The organism is Alkalihalophilus lindianensis, assembly GCF_032843265.1.
GTDB classification, from domain to species: Bacteria; Bacillota; Bacilli; order Bacillales; family Bacillaceae_D; genus Alkalihalophilus; species Alkalihalophilus lindianensis.
On record NZ_JAWJBA010000001.1, the window covers coordinates 488,488 to 505,169 of the forward strand.

The window sequence follows — 16,682 nt, forward strand, 5'->3', positions numbered from 1 at the left end:
GTAGATATGCAAAACGAATTTCACTGTTGCGCAACGTGTATTCATTTTCAAGCGATGAGAAGAGGTGAGGCGATGCACTATTTATGCAAACGCCTTGGTTTTGACACAAAGCCAACGTATCAATTTTCGTGTTGGGAGCCTAAGGAAAATGTAAAGCAATTAATGAAAAAGCGTCAGTCCTCGGAGTGATCTGTAAAATAACTATACATGACATCATGCACGATGGCTGAAGGAGCTTCTAGTGGTGTTTCCGTTAAACGTAATTGTATGGTCGTTGCTAACTGATTGAGCTCATCATCTGAGATGGCAAGCGGATGACCATTAGTATACGTTTTGCTTACTTGAGCCATCATTTTTTTGATAAGACATTTGTCCATAATTAGCCTCCAAGGTTAGTCTTATTTTCTATTGTAGACGAGTTGTCAATCCATACAAAAAAGCAAGTCCCTGATTGGGACTTGCTTTTTATGGTTAGAAATAGTCTAGATCACGATGCTGATTGATTTGTTCTGGGCGTTTGCCTTGCTCTTGTTCAGGATGATAGGCAATTAAAACAACACCTAAATCTTGTTCAAGCTGACGGATATGTTGCAGTTGTTTTTGCTCTAAGTGAGCGACTGGATAGTTCATGAAGATCACCTCTTCTCAATAGCTTTTACGCATTCTCTCATTTATAATCAATGTTTTTTTGGTGGATTTTACTAATTACTTCAACAATAATCCCTTGAGAAAAAGATCGCACTTTTAAGATATTCTCTGAATAACATAGGTTATGGGTAGAGGGCCTAAGAGAGGCACGGTGTTCCAAAAGAGAGAAAAAAATAAAGAATTATTTCCCAAGAGGGGCTGATAAAATGTGTGGTATCACAGGGTGGATTGACTGGCGACGCGATATGAGGGAAGAAGATTCAGAAGTAATGAAGATGGCAAATACGTTGAACAGACGTGGACCAGATGATTTGAATGTTTGGACATCGAAGCATGTTGGATTTGGTCATGCTAGACTCATTGTTGTTGATCCTGAAGGTGGGATTCAACCGATGAGCAGGACGTTTAAAAATAAAACATACACGATCGTTTACAATGGAGAATTGTACAATACGGAAGACATTCGAACGGAGTTACTGCAAAGAGGGCATGATTTCAAGGGGCATTCGGATACAGAAGTGCTCTTGAAATCTTATATTGAATGGGGTTATCAATGCCTAGAAAAATTAAACGGGATTTTTGCCTTTGCGATATGGAATGATAAAGACGAAAGCTTATTTATGGCAAGAGATCGTCTTGGTGTAAAACCTCTTTTCTATACCGTTCGAAATGGTTGCCTATTGTTTGGTTCAGAGTTAAAAGCGCTTCTTGCTCATCGAGATATTGATCCTATTGTGGACCGTGAAGGAATCGCTGAAATTATGGGACTTGGACCGTCACGAACACCAGGACATGGTGTTTTTAAAGATATTAATGAGCTAAGACCTGCACATATGCTAATTTATGATCGGAACGGGGCAACGATTAGCAGGTATTGGACGTTGAAAAGCAAGCCACATCCACATACAACAGAAGAAACGGCCACTCATATTAGAGAATTAATGGAAGATATTGTTGAGCGTCAATTATTTGCCGATGTACCAGTTGGATTATTTCTATCAGGCGGAGTTGATTCAAGTGCTTTAACAGCCCTAGCTGCTAAAGTGTATGCACGCCAAGGGAAAGGTTCAGTTAGAAGCTATTCAGTAGATTATGATGAGAATGATAAGTATTTTAAAGCGAATGATTTTCAACCTAATGCAGATGGACCATGGATTAAGCTTGTTTCGGATTCTTATAATACGAAGCATTACAATGCCGTCATCTCAATTGATGAGTTAGCTAATCAATTGAAAGAAGCAGTTCGTGTCCGGGATTTACCAGGAATGGCTGATATCGATTCCTCTTTACTTTGGTTCTGTAATGAAATCAAAAAAGATGTTACAGTCGGTTTGTCAGGGGAATGTGCCGATGAAATTTTTGGTGGATACCCTTGGTTTCATAAACCAGAAATCATGAACATTGACATGTTCCCTTGGATGCGCTCCATTGATGAACGTCAAGGTTTATTAAATGAGAAATGGCAAAAGAAAATCAATTTAAAAAATTATGTTCATAGTCGCTATAAAGAAACGATTTTAGAAACGCCAAGGTTTGCAGCAGACACGCCTGAGGAAGCAAGAAGACGTGAGATTTCTTATTTGAATATCATATGGTTTATGACCAACCTGTTAGACCGTAAAGACCGAATGAGTATGGGAGCTAGTCTTGAAGTGCGCGTTCCATTCTCTGATCATCGCCTTGTTGAATATGTTTGGAATATCCCATGGGAGATGAAGCAGCTTGGCGGCAGAGAGAAAGGAATATTGCGTAAAGCATTAGAGGGCATCTTACCGGATGATATCCTTTATCGTAAAAAGAGCCCATACCCTAAAACCCATCACCCACGTTATACGGCCGCTGTTCAAAAAGGGATACAAGACATATTAGCGCAAAAAGATGCGCCAATCTTTGAGTTTATTAATAAAGAGATATTAAGAGAAATTGCTCAAAGTGGTGGTTTATCAACTGGAACACCTTATTTTGGACAATTGATGGCCGGTCCGCAATTGTTAGCTCATTTTATACAGATGGACTTTTGGATGAGGGAGTATGGAGTCATTATAGAAGAATAAAATACTCGACCTTGCTATAAAAGCGAGGTCGTTTTAATTTTGTCTAGCTACTTGCAGACTATGAATAAATGAGGTACTATCGAGATAATTAATTAATGACTATTTTATTCATTTGGTCATTTAGAGGGTGGTCGAATGTTAGAAAATAAAAAAGAAATAATATTAGAGGCAGCAACCAATTCATTTTCTATGTTTGGGTACAAGGGTACGACGATTGATCAAGTGGCTAAACTTGCAAATATCGGGAAAGGGACCATTTATACATCGTTTAAAAGCAAAGAAGAATTATTTGATGCAGTGCTAGGACGGATGATTATTGAAATAAAGGGTGTCTTCGAACGAGCATTTTTAAATGAACGTAATATGCATGATAATATTACATTTGCTTTATACGATTTACTGGAATTTAGACAAAAACATCACTTGCTCAAGAAATTAGGTCAAGAAGTAGCTGCATTAGGTTCACTTCATGCGAAAAAAGCGTTAGCCGAAGTAGAAAAAGTGATTATTTCTTGCATTGAAACTCAAATTGAACGAGGAAAAGAGCAAGGCAAGATAAACGTCACTCACCCAAAAGTAACAGCATTTATGGTTTATAAATCATATATGGCGCTTGCCGTTGATTTTTCAGAGATGTTTGAGGCTCTTAGAAAAGATGAGATTATAAACATTTTTAAAGATCATTTAACTAAAGGGTTGTTAAGTTAAGGAGGGGCTCCCTCTTTTTTTGTGAAAAAAATGACTAACTGGACAATATGGTCAAAAATAGGAGATGCGTATGAGAGGATATTTAGGAGAATTAAGAGGGATATGGAATCAAAAAAAAATGGTCATTGCATTACTGGGGATTGTCTTTATGCCGCTTTTGTATGGCGGGGTATTAGTTTGGTCATTCTGGGACCCATATGGACAACTTGATCAATTGCCTGTAGCTGTCGTAAATGAAGACCGTGGAGCCATAATTGAGGGAGAGCAGCTTAATGCCGGACATGATTTTGTGGATGAATTAAAAAAAGACCCCGTACTTGATTTTCATTTTGTATCAAAAAATGAGGCAGAGCGAGGGTTATCAGAGCACGACTATTATTTCTACGTGGAAATCCCAAAAACATTTTCAGAAGATATATCTACATTAAAAGAGTCTAGTCCAACAAATGCGCGAGTGTTTTATGAAGTGAATGAAGATTATAACTACGTATCCTCTCAAATAGCAGCAAATGTAGTAGAAGAAATGGAAAAAGAGCTTTCCTCGACACTCACCTTAGCATACATTGAAATCGCAAACGATGCATTTAGTGATTTAACAGATGCCGTTATTGCACTTGAAGAAGGGTCGAGTGAAATTGCTGTAGGAAATGAGAATGCATCTGAAAGTATGAATCGGCTCAAAGATGGTTTAATGAGCATAAAAGAAGGTGCTGCTGATCTTCAAAGTGGTATGTCTGAAGCAACTGAGGGCTCAGATGAGTTAGAAGCTGGATTTGAGAAAGCTCGCCGAGAAATATTGGCTTTTACAGACTCTACTAACGTTGATGAAATGTTTAGAGACACAAATCAACTAGTAACAGAAGCAATTACTCACTTAGAGTCGTCTGACACAGAAGAACTCGCAAAAGTAATCGATAAACTTGATGGGCATTTAAGAGAAGTCAATGTTCAATTGAATCAAGCTGATGAACAAGTTCAAGTCCTTTCTGAAAAAGTGGTAACGATTCAAAATCAAGTGAATTTATTTCAACAAGAGTTAGATCTCGTTTTTACTACATTAGATAAATATTCCCAGGAATTAACTATCGGGTTGGATCATTCATTGGATGAGTTAAAGCAATGGAATGAGACCATTCAGTCTACAAGTGAGAAATTGAATGGGTCTTTGGGTGCGTTTGAGGATCTACAACTACAGATAGAACAGCTTCCAGCGATACTTGATGGGATATATCCTGATTGGAGAGAGCATGAGGAGCTTGTAAATTGGTTTGAAGGAGCAAACCAAAGAGCAATAAAGTTTGGGGAGGTCCAACGAGAGTTTAAGGAATCATTTAAAATGATCCAAACAAAAACACCAGAGTTAATTGAAACTCTAGAAGAGCGTCAACAGAAGATAAATAACGAACTAGTAGCGGTTAACTCAAAAATCGCAGAATCACAATCGACTCTAGATCAATTTTTCCAAGAAACAAACGAACAGTCAGAAGAATTACTACGTGTATTAAATCAATTGTCAGATGCCTTGCAAACAGTTGAAAATGCACTGCCGAATAGTCTCAATGGAGAGGAAGTCACTAAAAATTTTACGAATCAATATGACGATGTGTTAAACACGCTTTATCAGGTGGACGAAAAGATGAATTCTGCACAAAGTTTATTCCAGAAAAGTCAAGAAGCAAGTAGAGATGCATTTAGTGGAGTACAACAATTAAACGCAGGTCTTCATGAATTATTAAATGGGACAGATCGTTTACATCATAGTTTAAAGGACGCGAGTGCAGGTAGTGAGGATCTAGTCGATGGTCTTATTACACTTCGTGATGGTTCTGACGACTTGGCGTTTAAAATGAATGAATTAAAAGATGTCCTTTTAAAAGTAAATCCCAATGAAGAGCAGGAAAACATGGTTGTAAGTCCGGTGCAATCTAAAAGTCACTCTCCACTTGAAGACCAGTCTTATGGTGTAGGGTTAAGCCCATATTTCCTATCGATTGGGTTATATGTGGGCGGGTTAACGTTATCCATTATTTATCCTTTCAGAGCGCCACTGGCACAACATCAAACCGCATGGCAATGGTATAGTGGCAAACTAGGGGTCGTTCTTACAGTTGGTTTTTTACAGTCCTCACTTGTGACACTATTTATGTTGTATGTTCTTAAGCTTGATGTAGCAAGTAAGGTAGCATTTACTTCATTCACAATATTTACAAGTATGGTGTTTTTATCACTCATCTTCTTTTTAGTGAGTGTACTCGATAACCCAGGGCGATTTATAGCGATAATTCTCCTGATTCTCCAATTGGGAGGTAGTGCGGGTAGCTTTCCAATTGAGATGCTAGCTTCCCCCTTACAAACATTGCATGGCTGGTTACCAATGACTTACTCAGTACTAGGTTTTAGGTCTGTAATCTTTATGGGAGTAACTACATTTTTGTGGAATAGCGTTGTTTTTATGCTCATTTTAATGGTGCTTACGTTAGTTGGGGCATTTGTTTACTTTCATTTCGCATTTAAAAGACAAGGTATTAAAAAGAAGAACCTGAAAGAAGCAGTGTCATAAAAAAATGCATGTCCATTCCATGGAGGGGCACATTGGATGGGAGAGCCGCTACAGATGCGGATCGAAGGGCATTAATAAAAGCTGAAAAATAGCATTAGACCAGCAAGTGGGATCACTTGCTGGTCTCTTTCTTGTTTTAAAGGTTTTTATCAGCTTGTTCAATTAATGTTTCAATAGTAGCGTGATCATTTGGTGCCTGGTCAATGTGATGCCATTTCACATCTTTTTGTTGATCATATAACCATGCCCCTCCTTGGATATAGACATCAGAGGTTTTCATGGCTTCAAGTACAACTTCTTTTTCCTGTTTGTTTTTAGGTAGTATGCCTTTTAGTTGTCTGGTAAGAAAACCTAATGCCGTTTTTCCGAGTATCTTCCACTTGGGCAGAGTTTGATGCCCCATTTGTTTGTATAGTTTTCTTGAGGGATCACCATAAAATTCAAACGGATAAGAGTCGAAAGTATTTGAAAATTTTTCAAGATACTCTCCTTTATGGGGTGAAATGATGATGATATCGACCCCGCGTTTTTCAAATACATTGTAATGCTCACGCACCTGCGCAAGGAAATCTCTGTAAATAGGTCATCCAAGATGACGAACAAATAAAACATAACACGGAGCTTGTTCAAGTAACTCATTATAGGATCGTTCTGTTCCATCTCTATGCTTAAGCATGTAATTCATTCACTTGACCTCCTTTGTCAAATAGCATAAAAGTTCACAATCAAAAGAGCAACTATTAACTATTATCAACATAGTGTAACAAGTAGAAATTTCACCTTAGGGGACATGGTATTCTTTGATAAATTATGAGAAAATCAGGATGAACGCTAGAAAAATATGGATAGAACATAACTAGATTAGGGAAATGATTGGTCGATTTAAGGAGGTATCATGCAAAAGTATCAAACGAAATTCAAAGAAAGAGTGAAAAAACTATTAAATGAATGGAAGGAAGGGGTAGTGAATGAAGATCAGCTGTATCGATTTCTCCATTCGGTAGCCGGGACCGCTGCTTCTATAGGGTTACCAAGTTATTCAGAAATCGCAAAAAATAAATTAAACCAACTTAAAAACGATACGAACGATTCATGGTCTTATGAGGAATTAGTAACGAGCTATATCGGTGAATTTATAGAAGACCAAGCCATAAATGAAGTCGAAGTGGGGCTGGTTTCGGCTGTTTCAGCAGAAAAGGATGAAACGATCCCAGTCGTACTCGTGATCGATGATGATATTGATTTCGTAACATATGTAAAAGAAGGCTTGGAGTCTAGAGGGTTTATGGTTCTTGCAGCTGTTACAGCCGAAAAAGGATTAGACCTCTTTTTAGAGCAAAGGCCTAATTGTGTCATATTAGATTATCTACTTCCAGGGGTCAAAGGATTTGAACTACTTCAATCCATTATTACCAGAGCTATATCTGAGTTTATCCCTGTATTAATGGTGACGGCAGTGGCAGCAAAGGAAGTAAGACTTGAGGCTTATAAACTAGGAATCTCAGATTATATAATTAAACCTATTGACTGTGAGGAGCTTGAAATACGAATAAACAATCGGTTGAGGATTCAAACAGTGGTCCAATATTCAATAATGACTGATGAATTAACAGGTGCCTATACGAGACGGTACCTTAATATAGAAGGGAATAAGCAAGTCAACCAATTTAAAAGGACGAAGCAACCTTTATCAATTGTCATGCTAGACCTCGATTATTTTAAAAATGTAAATGACACTTATGGACACTCTGCAGGGGATATTGTTCTTAGCAGATTTGCAGCTGTTATCTCTGATTTGAAAAGAGATTATGATCGTTTTTTTCGACTTGGGGGAGAGGAATTTCTTCTAATACTTCCTAATACATCAGGAAACGAAGCAAATAAAGTGATTAATAGGATACGAAATCACTTTTCGAAGGAAGTATTTCGCTCAGATGAAAAAGAGTTCGTTGTGACATTCTCAAGTGGAATTGCAGAGATGAACAACCAAATCAATAAAATGACAACATTAATTGAACAAGCTGACCAGGCTCTTTATGCAGCAAAGAAAGGTGGAAGAAATCGTTCTGTTGTGTATGAAGAACTAGGAGTAGTAATGAGCTCACGTACTATCTATATTTCTATTATTGATGATGATGAGGTGCTTAGGAGAATCCTTTTTGACCGAATTGATGAGCTTTCGTCTATTCAACTAAGTATTAAAGTCAATACTTTTAAGGATGGCGAAGCTTTTCTTGAATCGAATTGGTATAAAGCAAGAGAGAAACACCTTGTGATTCTAGATCGGATTATGCCAAAAATGGATGGCCTAGAAGTACTAGCGAAACTAAGAACAAATTATCCTGAAAATGAAGTGATGGTACTAATGCTAACAGGACGCAAGCAAGAACAGGAAATTGTTAAAGCCTTAGAGTTAGGTGCGGATGACTATTTAACGAAACCTTTTAAAGTAGATGAAGTAATTGCTAGAATCAAAAGACTAATTAAGCGCTCCTTGCTGTAAAGGGGATATACGAATGAATTTACAATTTTTATTATGGCTTATAACATCTCTAATCTTGATTCACATCGGAACCCTTATTTATTTACTTTGGGTAAAGGAGAAATGGATTCGTCGAGAGCAGAAGAAGGAACAGTTCAAGCCAATAATCGAAAAACTAGTGGCTGAAGCTCTTTTTAATGAGAATAGACAGAGTGATCAAATCACTCGTCATTTCAAGTCAAGTTCGATTACGTTTGATTTACTTCAAGAGGCACTTGATAAGTATCAGCAGCTTTTTAGAAATGAAGCGACCGAAGAAAGAATGACAGAGTTAGCGGAATATTTTCTAAGTGAACAATACGAGCAACAACTGCTTAAGGGTAACTGGAGTACCAGAATGAATACACTTTATTTTATTGAGGATTTCAAAATGAGAAGTCTTGCTAATACCATATGGATGCTTAGTCAATCAAATTCGAAGTGGGATGAGGAAAAAGAACAAATGATCCGCACTTTAGCCGCCCTTCAAGATAAACGTCTTTTTGACTTCTTAATGGAAAAGAAGCCTCAATGGTCCTCTACACTATATAAAGAAGTTTTGAGAAGAATGAATCCACAATTGTTTAGACAGTATGTGTTAGGGGCGAGCCAATATAGTGACCCTATTGGATTAGCAATGCTCGATGTTGTGCGAGAAGGTAATGATGATGACCTTTTTGGATTGTTTGAAGAGTTATTGTTCTCTTCTGAGCTTGAAGTTAGAATTAGAGCATTAAAAGGGATCTATGCAAGGGAAAGTATTTCTAACTCTCATTTTTTGATCCCTTTTGCAACCTCTAACGAATGGATAGAGAGAATGTTATTTGCAAGGATTGCAGGAAAGTTAAAACAAAAACGTATGATTGAACCTCTCCAACACTTAATCGGAGATACCAGTTGGTGGGTCAGGCGAAGTGCTGCTGAATCTTTACTAGGTTATAGAGATGGTGTGTATATTCTAGCGCATATTGTAGCAACCCACCCCGATACTTATGCAAGGGACATGGCTTACCAATGGCTTGGAGAGGGAGTGGGAGATCGTGACGATTGAAACAGTTGAAAATATATTTTTTTACCTAGGTGTATTGATTATTGCTTATATGGCCTTCGCTTCGCTGTTTTATTCGGTGTTACTTCTCTTTTCAACTGGCACATTGCGAAAAGAGAGAGGATTAAATAAGGGAGAGCCCTACGAAGACATTCTTTCTTCAACAGATACAAAACCGATTTCTATTCTTGTCCCTGCTTATAACGAGGAGGCAGGTGTAGTAAATAGCGTTCGATCCCTCCTAAGCATGAATTACCCGGAATATGAAGTGATTGTCATAAATGATGGTTCAAAAGACCAAACCTTAGAGCTTTTAATCGAAGCATTCCAAATGCAGCAGGTCGACCTAGTGAGTCGTAAGCAACTTTCAACCAAAAAAATAAAAGCCATCTATCGTTCTCGGTTATTTCATAATATCTATGTTGTTGATAAAGAAAATGGTGGAAAAGCAGATGCGCTAAATGCTGGAATTAATGTTTCAAGATATCCTTATATTTGCTCACTTGATGGTGATTCAGTATTGGAGAATGATGCGTTATTAAAAGTTATGAAGCCGATCATCGATTCTAATGAGACGGTCATTGCTACAGGAGGAAGTGTCCGCATCGCAAATGGAAGTGAGGTGGAGCGAGGTCAGGTTGTTCAAGTAAACCTCCCAACTAATCCCTTGGCGATTATGCAAGTTATTGAATATTTACGAGCGTTTCTAATGGGGAGAATCGGTCTTTCGAAATATAATTTACTCCTTATTATCTCGGGTGCATTCGGTGTATTTAACAAAAGCTGGGTAATAAAAGCTGGTGGGTACAAGGTCGGAACAGTAGGGGAAGACATGGAGCTTGTTGTAAGGCTTCATCGGCAAATAAAAAAAGAGAAAGTTAATCGAACAATCAAATATATCCCAGATCCTGTTTGCTGGACTGAAGCACCAGAATCACTAGCTGTGTTACGAAGCCAGCGTACACGATGGCAAAGAGGATTATTTGAAACAATACGCCTCCATTGGAGAATGTTGTTTAATCCAACATATAAGCAAGTTGGACTGATCTCGATGCCGTACTTTCTATTAATTGAATTGCTAGGAGCTGTGGTCGAATTCGCCGCATATCTCTATATTTTCCTCGGTATTATTCTATCTTTTGTGTCGCTAGAGATGAGTTTATTTTTATTTATCCTTACATGGGTGTATGGATCATATTTATCAGTGTGGGGAGTACTTTTAGAAGAGTGGAGTTCAAGGCGATATCCAAAGAAAAAGCATCTAATCATCTTATTTTTATATGCATCAAGTGAAGTGTTTTGGTATCGTCCCTTAACGATAATTTGGAGATTAGAAGGGATTTGGCAAGCCATTAGAAAGAATACTGAGTGGGGAGTTATGACAAGAAAAGGGATTTCGAAATAAAAAAATATCTAATGAAGGAGAGAATGGGTTGAAGAGGTTACTAGTTGCAGACGATGAAGATGTGTTACGAATGCTAATTGTAGATACACTTGAAGAGGAAGAATATCATCTAGAAGAAGCAGAAGATGGTGTAGAAGCGTTTGCTCTCATTAAAAAAAATATGTATGATTTAGTCATTTTAGACTATATGATGCCTAAAATGACTGGGGTAGAAGTTTTGATTGAAACAAGGAAGCTACAGAAAGTCCAACCGAAAATACTCATGCTAACAGCTAAGAGTCAACAACAAGACCAAGAAAAAATGTTTAAAGAAGGAGCCGATTATTTCCTTGCCAAGCCATTTAGTCCGATGGAGTTATTGGATATTGTGGAGGAAATTGTAGGTGAATAATTATTTTAAAAAAACGCTAAATAGGCAATTCACATTTTTATTGTTAGTAGTTGCATTGGTCATAACCATAGTAGGTGGTTTGCTTGTAGGTTACGGTCTACACATTCAATCGAATTATGAGCAACAACGAGCCGAAATGCTAGAAAAACAAGAGGTCGTTTTCGAAATAGACTCTCATGCTAAGCAGATGCTAATAAGAGCTAGAGGGTATTATGCATTTCAAGATAATGACGAATTAAATGCTCTTTATGAAGAAATGGATGCTCTTAAACGGTATGTCGACCGCTTTTCATCCTTAAATCTTTCGGCGGAAGATCTCGCATTATTAACAGAAATAAGAACGACAATTCACGTATATCAAGCTGTCCATTTACCTCAAGCCCTAAACTTAGTAAGAACTAATGATCTTGCTGGGCTAACCGATTATGCCAATAGCGGAGCCACTGATACGGTAAATCAGTTAATTATCAATACGTCTAATTATGTAATAGAGATCGCAGAGCAAGGCGCTGAGGCGAGTAGGGTTTATACAGATAATGTCAATCAATTGGTGCTTTTATTTGTTAGCTTTATGATCATCGTTATTCTAGTTTTATTTATCGTATTAAGACAGATGATGAAAAGAGTAGGGCGTCCTATCCAAGAGATCACCAAAGCTGCTGCAAAATTAGCAATAGGCAAAGAGGTCACGATAGTAGGTCAAAAACGTTGCGATGAAGTTGGCGTTTTATCACGAACCTTTCTTGAGATGATTGAGACAATCCAATCAAAAGAAGATGAGATGATACAACAAAACATTGAGTTAAAAACCCAACAAGAAGAACTTGAAAGTAAACAAGAACAGCTACTCAAATCCTTACATGAAACAGAAGGAATGCGCAATGTCTTAGTGAAATACAATTCATTAAATCACGCCATTTCTGTTACATTGAACAAGAAAGATTTATTTGACCAACTCATCGATCATTTAAGTGATATTTATCCTGTTGACAAAATGTTGCTATTCTTAACAGAAGGGTCATTATACCGTTCAAGAGGGATTCATGAAAAATATGTTCAACAAATCTTGACGCATTTTAATGATGGGATCGGAACCATTTTAACAGAGAAGAAGGATTTTCACCTTGTTGAAAGAAAGGTGACCGATGTTGAAAGAGGGATAGCTGAAGGATCATTATTGGCTTATGATCTCTACATCCCGATTTTCTCATCCACCCATGAACTACGGGCAGTATTTGCTACTAATCGAGTAGGTAAACCATTTACAGAAGTAGAAATCAACGAATTACGTGGAGTAATGAACCATTTAGCTATCGCGATTGATAAAGTCTTGTTGTACGAACAAACAGAAAAGGAAAGACGGCTTAATCAAGATATTATAAATTACGTGAATGAAGCGATTCAATTTGTAGATGAAAAGGGAACCCTTCTACAGTATAATAAAGCCTTTTGCGAATTAGTTTCATGTCAACCTATTACTCAAGCAAGAGCTCCTTATTCTAAGTGGTTTGAGGCCTTTAGTCAAATTGTGGAAAAGAAAGAAGAAGCAGTTCGTTTCTATAAAGAAGCACTCAATCAACATAATCGCTCGTCTTCTTCTATGGATTATGAAACAATCTCACCACAAAAACGGATGTTCAAGGTATATGCAGAGCCGGTCTTCAATCACAATCAAAAAGTGGGAACTATTTTTGTTCACAGAGATATTACTCAACAATATGCAGTTGATCAGATGAAATCGGAACTAGTAAGCACTGTCAGCCATGAGCTTCGAACGCCTTTATCGAGTATTTTAGGATTTACTGAACTCATGATTCAGCGTGACTTAAAGCCAGAAAGGCAGCAGAAATATTTACAAACGATTCATAAGGAAGCAAATCGCTTAACAAATCTTATTAACGACTTTCTGGATCTACAGCGAATGGAATCTGGTGGTCAAACGTATGTAAAAGAACGAATTGATATTAAACCTACGGTCGATGAAGTGGTATCAAGGTTTGAACCAAATACAAAAAAACATTCATTTATAGTTGAAAACCAAGCAAGGATGACGACTATTACTGGAGATCGGGATCGGATAGATCAAGTACTTACAAATCTTATTAGCAATGCGATTAAGTTCTCACCTGAAGGCGGTCTAATTAAGATTATCTTGCAGGCTGTGGATAAACAATTACTTATTTCGATTACAGATCAGGGACTAGGGATACCAGATGAAGAGATGAGTAACTTATTTCGCAAGTTTTACCGAATTGATAATACAGACCGGAAAAAAATTGGTGGTACGGGTCTAGGGTTGCCTATATGTAAAGAAATCATTGAAGCACATAACGGTATGATACGAGTCGAGTCAAAAGTCGGTCAAGGAAGTACATTTACAATCGAACTGCCATTGAGTGATCACACTTCCACTATATCTTCGAGCTATCTAAATAATGAAGAGAAAAGAACCGTTTTAATGGTTGAAGATGATCAAAGTCTTGCCTTATTGCTTGCAGAAGAGCTCATAGCTAATGGACTAGAAGTACAACAATTCTCTAATCCTAAAAAGGCACTCGAATATATGAATCTGCATTCAATTGATGCAGTGGTTGTTGACTTAATGTTAGGAGATGAAATGGATGGATGGGAGTTTATTCGCTTTTTAAAAAATAATGAAGAATTCAAGCAAATTCCTATCTTTATATCATCAGCTCTAGATGAAATTGTACAAACAGCTAGAGAGCATGGAGTAGAGGAATACTTAACGAAGCCTTACCCACCAAGTGAACTTTCTATAACGATCTTAAAGACACTTTTACAAGCAAAGAGTAAAGGTGAAATTTTAGCGCCGAGCCAATCTATCGATCCAAACCCAAAGGTCAGTGAATAATAGCTGACCTTTTTTCCTTTATCTAGTATTCGAAAATAAAAAAGGATTGAGAGTATTCTGATCATTATGGTATGATCAGATAGATCATAAAGAATAGGACATTAGATGTAGATATATGAATGATTATTCATTCATTGGGAAGGTGTGAATCATGTGCTTGAAACAAATAAGTCATTGTATGAGCGAAATAAGTTATTAACAAAATTAATTTGGGCAATGTTTAGTCTTGGTTTAGCTAGTAATTTCATAAGTGGAGTACATATAAATGGCATTCTTGCTTATGCGGTAACAGGGGCCTTATTATCAACAATTATTACTTTTTTGACGTTTCAGAAGACTATGCAACTATATGTCCCATATGTCGTGACGGTATCATTCTCTATCTTAACGTTCGTACTTGGGACAACCTCACCGAAATTATCTAACTATTTATTAGTTTATGTTAGTTTAGCGATTGTTACTTTGTATCATCAATACCACTTAATTGCCATTTCCGGAGTGCTTGGCTTGCTCATAACAAACTATTTCTTTATCAATTTAAATCAGCAGATGTTTAGTGGGCTCGGCCCAGATGTTTTAATCTCTTTAAATTTATATGTACTGTTGTTGACCTTAATCTTAATGGCGCAAGCAAAAATTGGTACGAATATGCAGCGGAATGTTGAGAAACAAGCAATAGAGGCAACAAAAGAAAAAGAAAAAGTAGAGAATCTATTAGTAAAGGTTTCGGAATCTCAATTCGTGATTACTCAGTTTAGTGGGAAAGTAAAAGAAGATATTGAATCCACACAGCAAGTTTCGAATCAACTTTATCAAACTTTTAAAGAAGTATCAGGTGGAATTGAACATCAAGCATCAAGTGTAAGTGAGATGAATGAATTGATGAAAGATCAGGATCACTCTGTTGGCTACATCTCTAGTTATGCGAAGACTGTTAACACCGCTGCAAATGAGGGCTTAAGGGAAACTGAAGCAGGGTATAAACGTCTAAGCGATCTTACGAAAGAAATAAGTGACGTGCAGAAAATGGTTGAAAATACTACGACTAATATGAATGACTTAACGGATAAAACGAAAAATATTGGGACGATTTTGCAAACTATCGATCAAATTGCGGAGCAAACCAATCTTTTAGCATTAAATGCTGCGATAGAAGCAGCCCGAGCTGGAGAACATGGTAGAGGGTTTGCCGTTGTTGCGGATGAAGTGAGAAAGCTGGCCACACATTCACAACAATCAACAAAGGAGATTTCTCAATTACTTTATGACATTCAACAAAAAACTGAAACGGTATCCTATGAAGTAGAACGAAGTGAAGACGCAGTGAACCGAAGTAGGGAAATGACAAAGCAAACAGAGACCAGTTTGCATTTTTTACTCGATCAAATGAAAAAAATGGTTCATACTGCAGGAGCTTTCCACGAATTAGTTAAAAAATTGAAAGATTCATCAACTACCATTACTGATGAACTATCAACGGTGACAAGTGGTACGGAGGAATCTCATGCAATGGTAGAGGAAGTATTTGCGAGTGTGGAAGAACAAAATGAATATATGTCGGCGATTAATGAGAGGTTTAAGGAGTTAGAAATATTAACACAAGAACTCTCATTACTTATCGATCAAACAGGAGAATAATCTAGATCACACACAAAAGGAAATTTGGACCTTTTGTGTGTTTTTCTTTAATTTGGAAATAAGTTCAATGGACCCGGTAATAAAACCCACGTTTTTATCTTCCATTAAATGGAGTGTTTGATTAAGTGTAGTCGGGGCCAAACGAATATCAGCATCTATAAAAGCTAAATAGTCACCGCTTGCCTCACGTCCTAACTGATAGCAAGCATGAACTTTTCCTATCCATCCTTCAGGCAATGGCTTCCCTTTTAGAATTTTTACAAGCTTAAATGGTTTGCTATGCTGATATAGAAGAGAGTTTGTACCGTCTGTAGAACCATCATCAAGAAAGATAAATTCAAGGTTTGGATAGCTTAGGCGTGATAGTGAAGCTAATAAGTCGGCTACATTCCGTTCTTCATTTCGCATTGGAACCAAAACAGAGATTAATGGTTGGTCATAGTGTGTTCTTCTTTTTGCGGAAGATTTGGAATGAACAAGCGGTTGATGAGCGTCCAGATTAAAAGAAGAACAAGGATGATAATAAGTGTGATAACCATTTAGCGCTTCCTCCATCTTTTTTTAAACGTGTCTAACCATTCGCTAGCAGTTCTATTACCTCTAATGAGCGAAGAGTATTCCTCAATTCTTTCTTGAACAATGTATTGTTTTTGTTTATCAAGTTGAGAAGTTAGAATATGTTCAAGTATCGTTGTCAGTTCTTTTCGATCTTGATTCATTTTGTCTTTAAAAGAAAGGCCAGGGCCGACTTCAATAAATAGTTCGGGTCGTTGTTCATGTCTGAACGTATAATAATAGGTTATCGGTACTTTGCCCATTCTAGTGCAGGAGGCAGGA

The 16,682-nt window shown here is 37.3% G+C and carries 14 protein-coding genes; 10 read left to right on the top strand and 4 right to left on the bottom strand.

Annotated elements, in window-relative coordinates; all coding sequences use genetic code 11:
- Nucleotides 1-6: 6 nt before the first annotated feature.
- Complete coding sequence (locus RYX56_RS02735; protein WP_047974083.1) at nt 7-189, top strand: hypothetical protein; 183 nt, start codon at nt 7-9, stop codon at nt 187-189.
- Here RYX56_RS02735 and RYX56_RS02740 read toward each other — a convergent pair.
- Both RYX56_RS02740 and RYX56_RS02745 read right to left on the bottom strand, forming a co-directional pair.
- A complete protein-coding gene (locus RYX56_RS02740) occupies nt 174-377 on the bottom strand; it encodes a YqzH family protein (protein ID WP_317120602.1) in 204 nt (67 codons plus the stop codon). The two genes, RYX56_RS02735 and RYX56_RS02740, sit on opposite strands and share 16 nt — an antisense overlap.
- Nucleotides 378-471: 94 nt before the next feature.
- Nucleotides 472-630: a hypothetical protein gene (locus RYX56_RS02745; protein WP_317120603.1), complete on the bottom strand. Its 159-nt coding sequence runs from the start codon at nt 628-630 to the stop codon at nt 472-474.
- 224 nt (nt 631-854) lie between these two features.
- On the opposite strand from RYX56_RS02745, the gene asnB reads away from it, so the two are divergent.
- From asnB to RYX56_RS02760, 3 genes are all read left to right on the top strand, one after another.
- Nucleotides 855-2,702 (top strand): asparagine synthase (glutamine-hydrolyzing), encoded by a 1,848-nt coding sequence (gene asnB / locus RYX56_RS02750; protein WP_317120604.1) that lies wholly within the window; start codon nt 855-857, stop codon nt 2,700-2,702.
- Nucleotides 2,703-2,837: 135 nt separating this feature from the next.
- Complete coding sequence (locus RYX56_RS02755) at nt 2,838-3,410, top strand: TetR/AcrR family transcriptional regulator (RefSeq protein WP_317120605.1); 573 nt, start codon at nt 2,838-2,840, stop codon at nt 3,408-3,410.
- Nucleotides 3,411-3,480: 70 nt separating this feature from the next.
- Nucleotides 3,481-5,970: a YhgE/Pip family protein gene (locus RYX56_RS02760; RefSeq protein WP_317120606.1), complete on the top strand. Its 2,490-nt coding sequence runs from the start codon at nt 3,481-3,483 to the stop codon at nt 5,968-5,970.
- A 136-nt stretch (nt 5,971-6,106) separates the two neighbouring features.
- Here RYX56_RS02760 and RYX56_RS02765 read toward each other — a convergent pair whose 3' ends face one another.
- Nucleotides 6,107-6,526, bottom strand: coding sequence for an AhpC/TSA family protein (locus RYX56_RS02765; protein WP_317120607.1), 420 nt, complete (start codon nt 6,524-6,526; stop codon nt 6,107-6,109).
- A 339-nt stretch (nt 6,527-6,865) separates the two neighbouring features.
- Here RYX56_RS02765 and RYX56_RS02770 point away from each other — a divergent pair, with 339 nt between their 5' ends.
- From RYX56_RS02770 to RYX56_RS02795, 6 genes are all read left to right on the top strand, one after another.
- Complete coding sequence (locus RYX56_RS02770) at nt 6,866-8,473, top strand: GGDEF domain-containing response regulator (protein WP_317120608.1); 1,608 nt, start codon at nt 6,866-6,868, stop codon at nt 8,471-8,473.
- 13 nt (nt 8,474-8,486) lie between these two features.
- Nucleotides 8,487-9,542: a HEAT repeat domain-containing protein gene (locus tag RYX56_RS02775; RefSeq protein WP_317120609.1), complete on the top strand. Its 1,056-nt coding sequence runs from the start codon at nt 8,487-8,489 to the stop codon at nt 9,540-9,542.
- A gap of 49 nt (nt 9,543-9,591) precedes the next feature.
- Nucleotides 9,592-10,944, top strand: coding sequence for a glycosyltransferase family 2 protein (locus tag RYX56_RS02780; RefSeq protein WP_317121295.1), 1,353 nt, complete (start codon nt 9,592-9,594; stop codon nt 10,942-10,944).
- A 28-nt stretch (nt 10,945-10,972) separates the two neighbouring features.
- Complete coding sequence (locus RYX56_RS02785) at nt 10,973-11,335, top strand: response regulator transcription factor (protein WP_317120610.1); 363 nt, start codon at nt 10,973-10,975, stop codon at nt 11,333-11,335.
- Nucleotides 11,328-14,207 carry an ATP-binding protein gene (locus tag RYX56_RS02790; RefSeq protein WP_317120611.1) on the top strand — a complete coding sequence of 960 codons (2,880 nt, stop codon included), beginning with the start codon at nt 11,328-11,330 and terminating at the stop codon, nt 14,205-14,207. The genes RYX56_RS02785 and RYX56_RS02790 overlap by 8 nt, the downstream gene beginning before the upstream one ends.
- 153 nt (nt 14,208-14,360) lie before the next feature.
- Nucleotides 14,361-15,845, top strand: coding sequence for a methyl-accepting chemotaxis protein (locus RYX56_RS02795; protein WP_317120612.1), 1,485 nt, complete (start codon nt 14,361-14,363; stop codon nt 15,843-15,845).
- A gap of 6 nt (nt 15,846-15,851) precedes the next feature.
- On the opposite strand, the gene RYX56_RS02800 is transcribed toward RYX56_RS02795, so the two are convergent.
- Nucleotides 15,852-16,400: a glycosyltransferase family 2 protein gene (locus RYX56_RS02800; RefSeq protein ID WP_317120613.1), complete on the bottom strand. Its 549-nt coding sequence runs from the start codon at nt 16,398-16,400 to the stop codon at nt 15,852-15,854.
- Nucleotides 16,401-16,682: the final 282 nt, after the last annotated feature.

What these genes read in the sequence shown, in the direction of transcription:
- RYX56_RS02735 (WP_047974083.1), top strand. Translation starts at nt 7, where the DNA reads ATGCAAAACGAATTTCACTGTTGCGCAACGTGTATTCATTTTCAAGCG.
- RYX56_RS02740 (WP_317120602.1), bottom strand. Translation starts at nt 377, where the DNA reads ATGGACAAATGTCTTATCAAAAAAATGATGGCTCAAGTAAGCAAAACG.
- RYX56_RS02745 (WP_317120603.1), bottom strand. Translation starts at nt 630, where the DNA reads ATGAACTATCCAGTCGCTCACTTAGAGCAAAAACAACTGCAACATATC.
- asnB (WP_317120604.1), top strand. Translation starts at nt 855, where the DNA reads ATGTGTGGTATCACAGGGTGGATTGACTGGCGACGCGATATGAGGGAA.
- RYX56_RS02755 (WP_317120605.1), top strand. Translation starts at nt 2,838, where the DNA reads ATGTTAGAAAATAAAAAAGAAATAATATTAGAGGCAGCAACCAATTCA.
- RYX56_RS02760 (WP_317120606.1), top strand. Translation starts at nt 3,481, where the DNA reads ATGAGAGGATATTTAGGAGAATTAAGAGGGATATGGAATCAAAAAAAA.
- RYX56_RS02770 (WP_317120608.1), top strand. Translation starts at nt 6,866, where the DNA reads ATGCAAAAGTATCAAACGAAATTCAAAGAAAGAGTGAAAAAACTATTA.
- RYX56_RS02775 (WP_317120609.1), top strand. Translation starts at nt 8,487, where the DNA reads ATGAATTTACAATTTTTATTATGGCTTATAACATCTCTAATCTTGATT.
- RYX56_RS02780 (WP_317121295.1), top strand. Translation starts at nt 9,592, where the DNA reads ATGGCCTTCGCTTCGCTGTTTTATTCGGTGTTACTTCTCTTTTCAACT.
- RYX56_RS02800 (WP_317120613.1), bottom strand. Translation starts at nt 16,400, where the DNA reads ATGGAGGAAGCGCTAAATGGTTATCACACTTATTATCATCCTTGTTCT.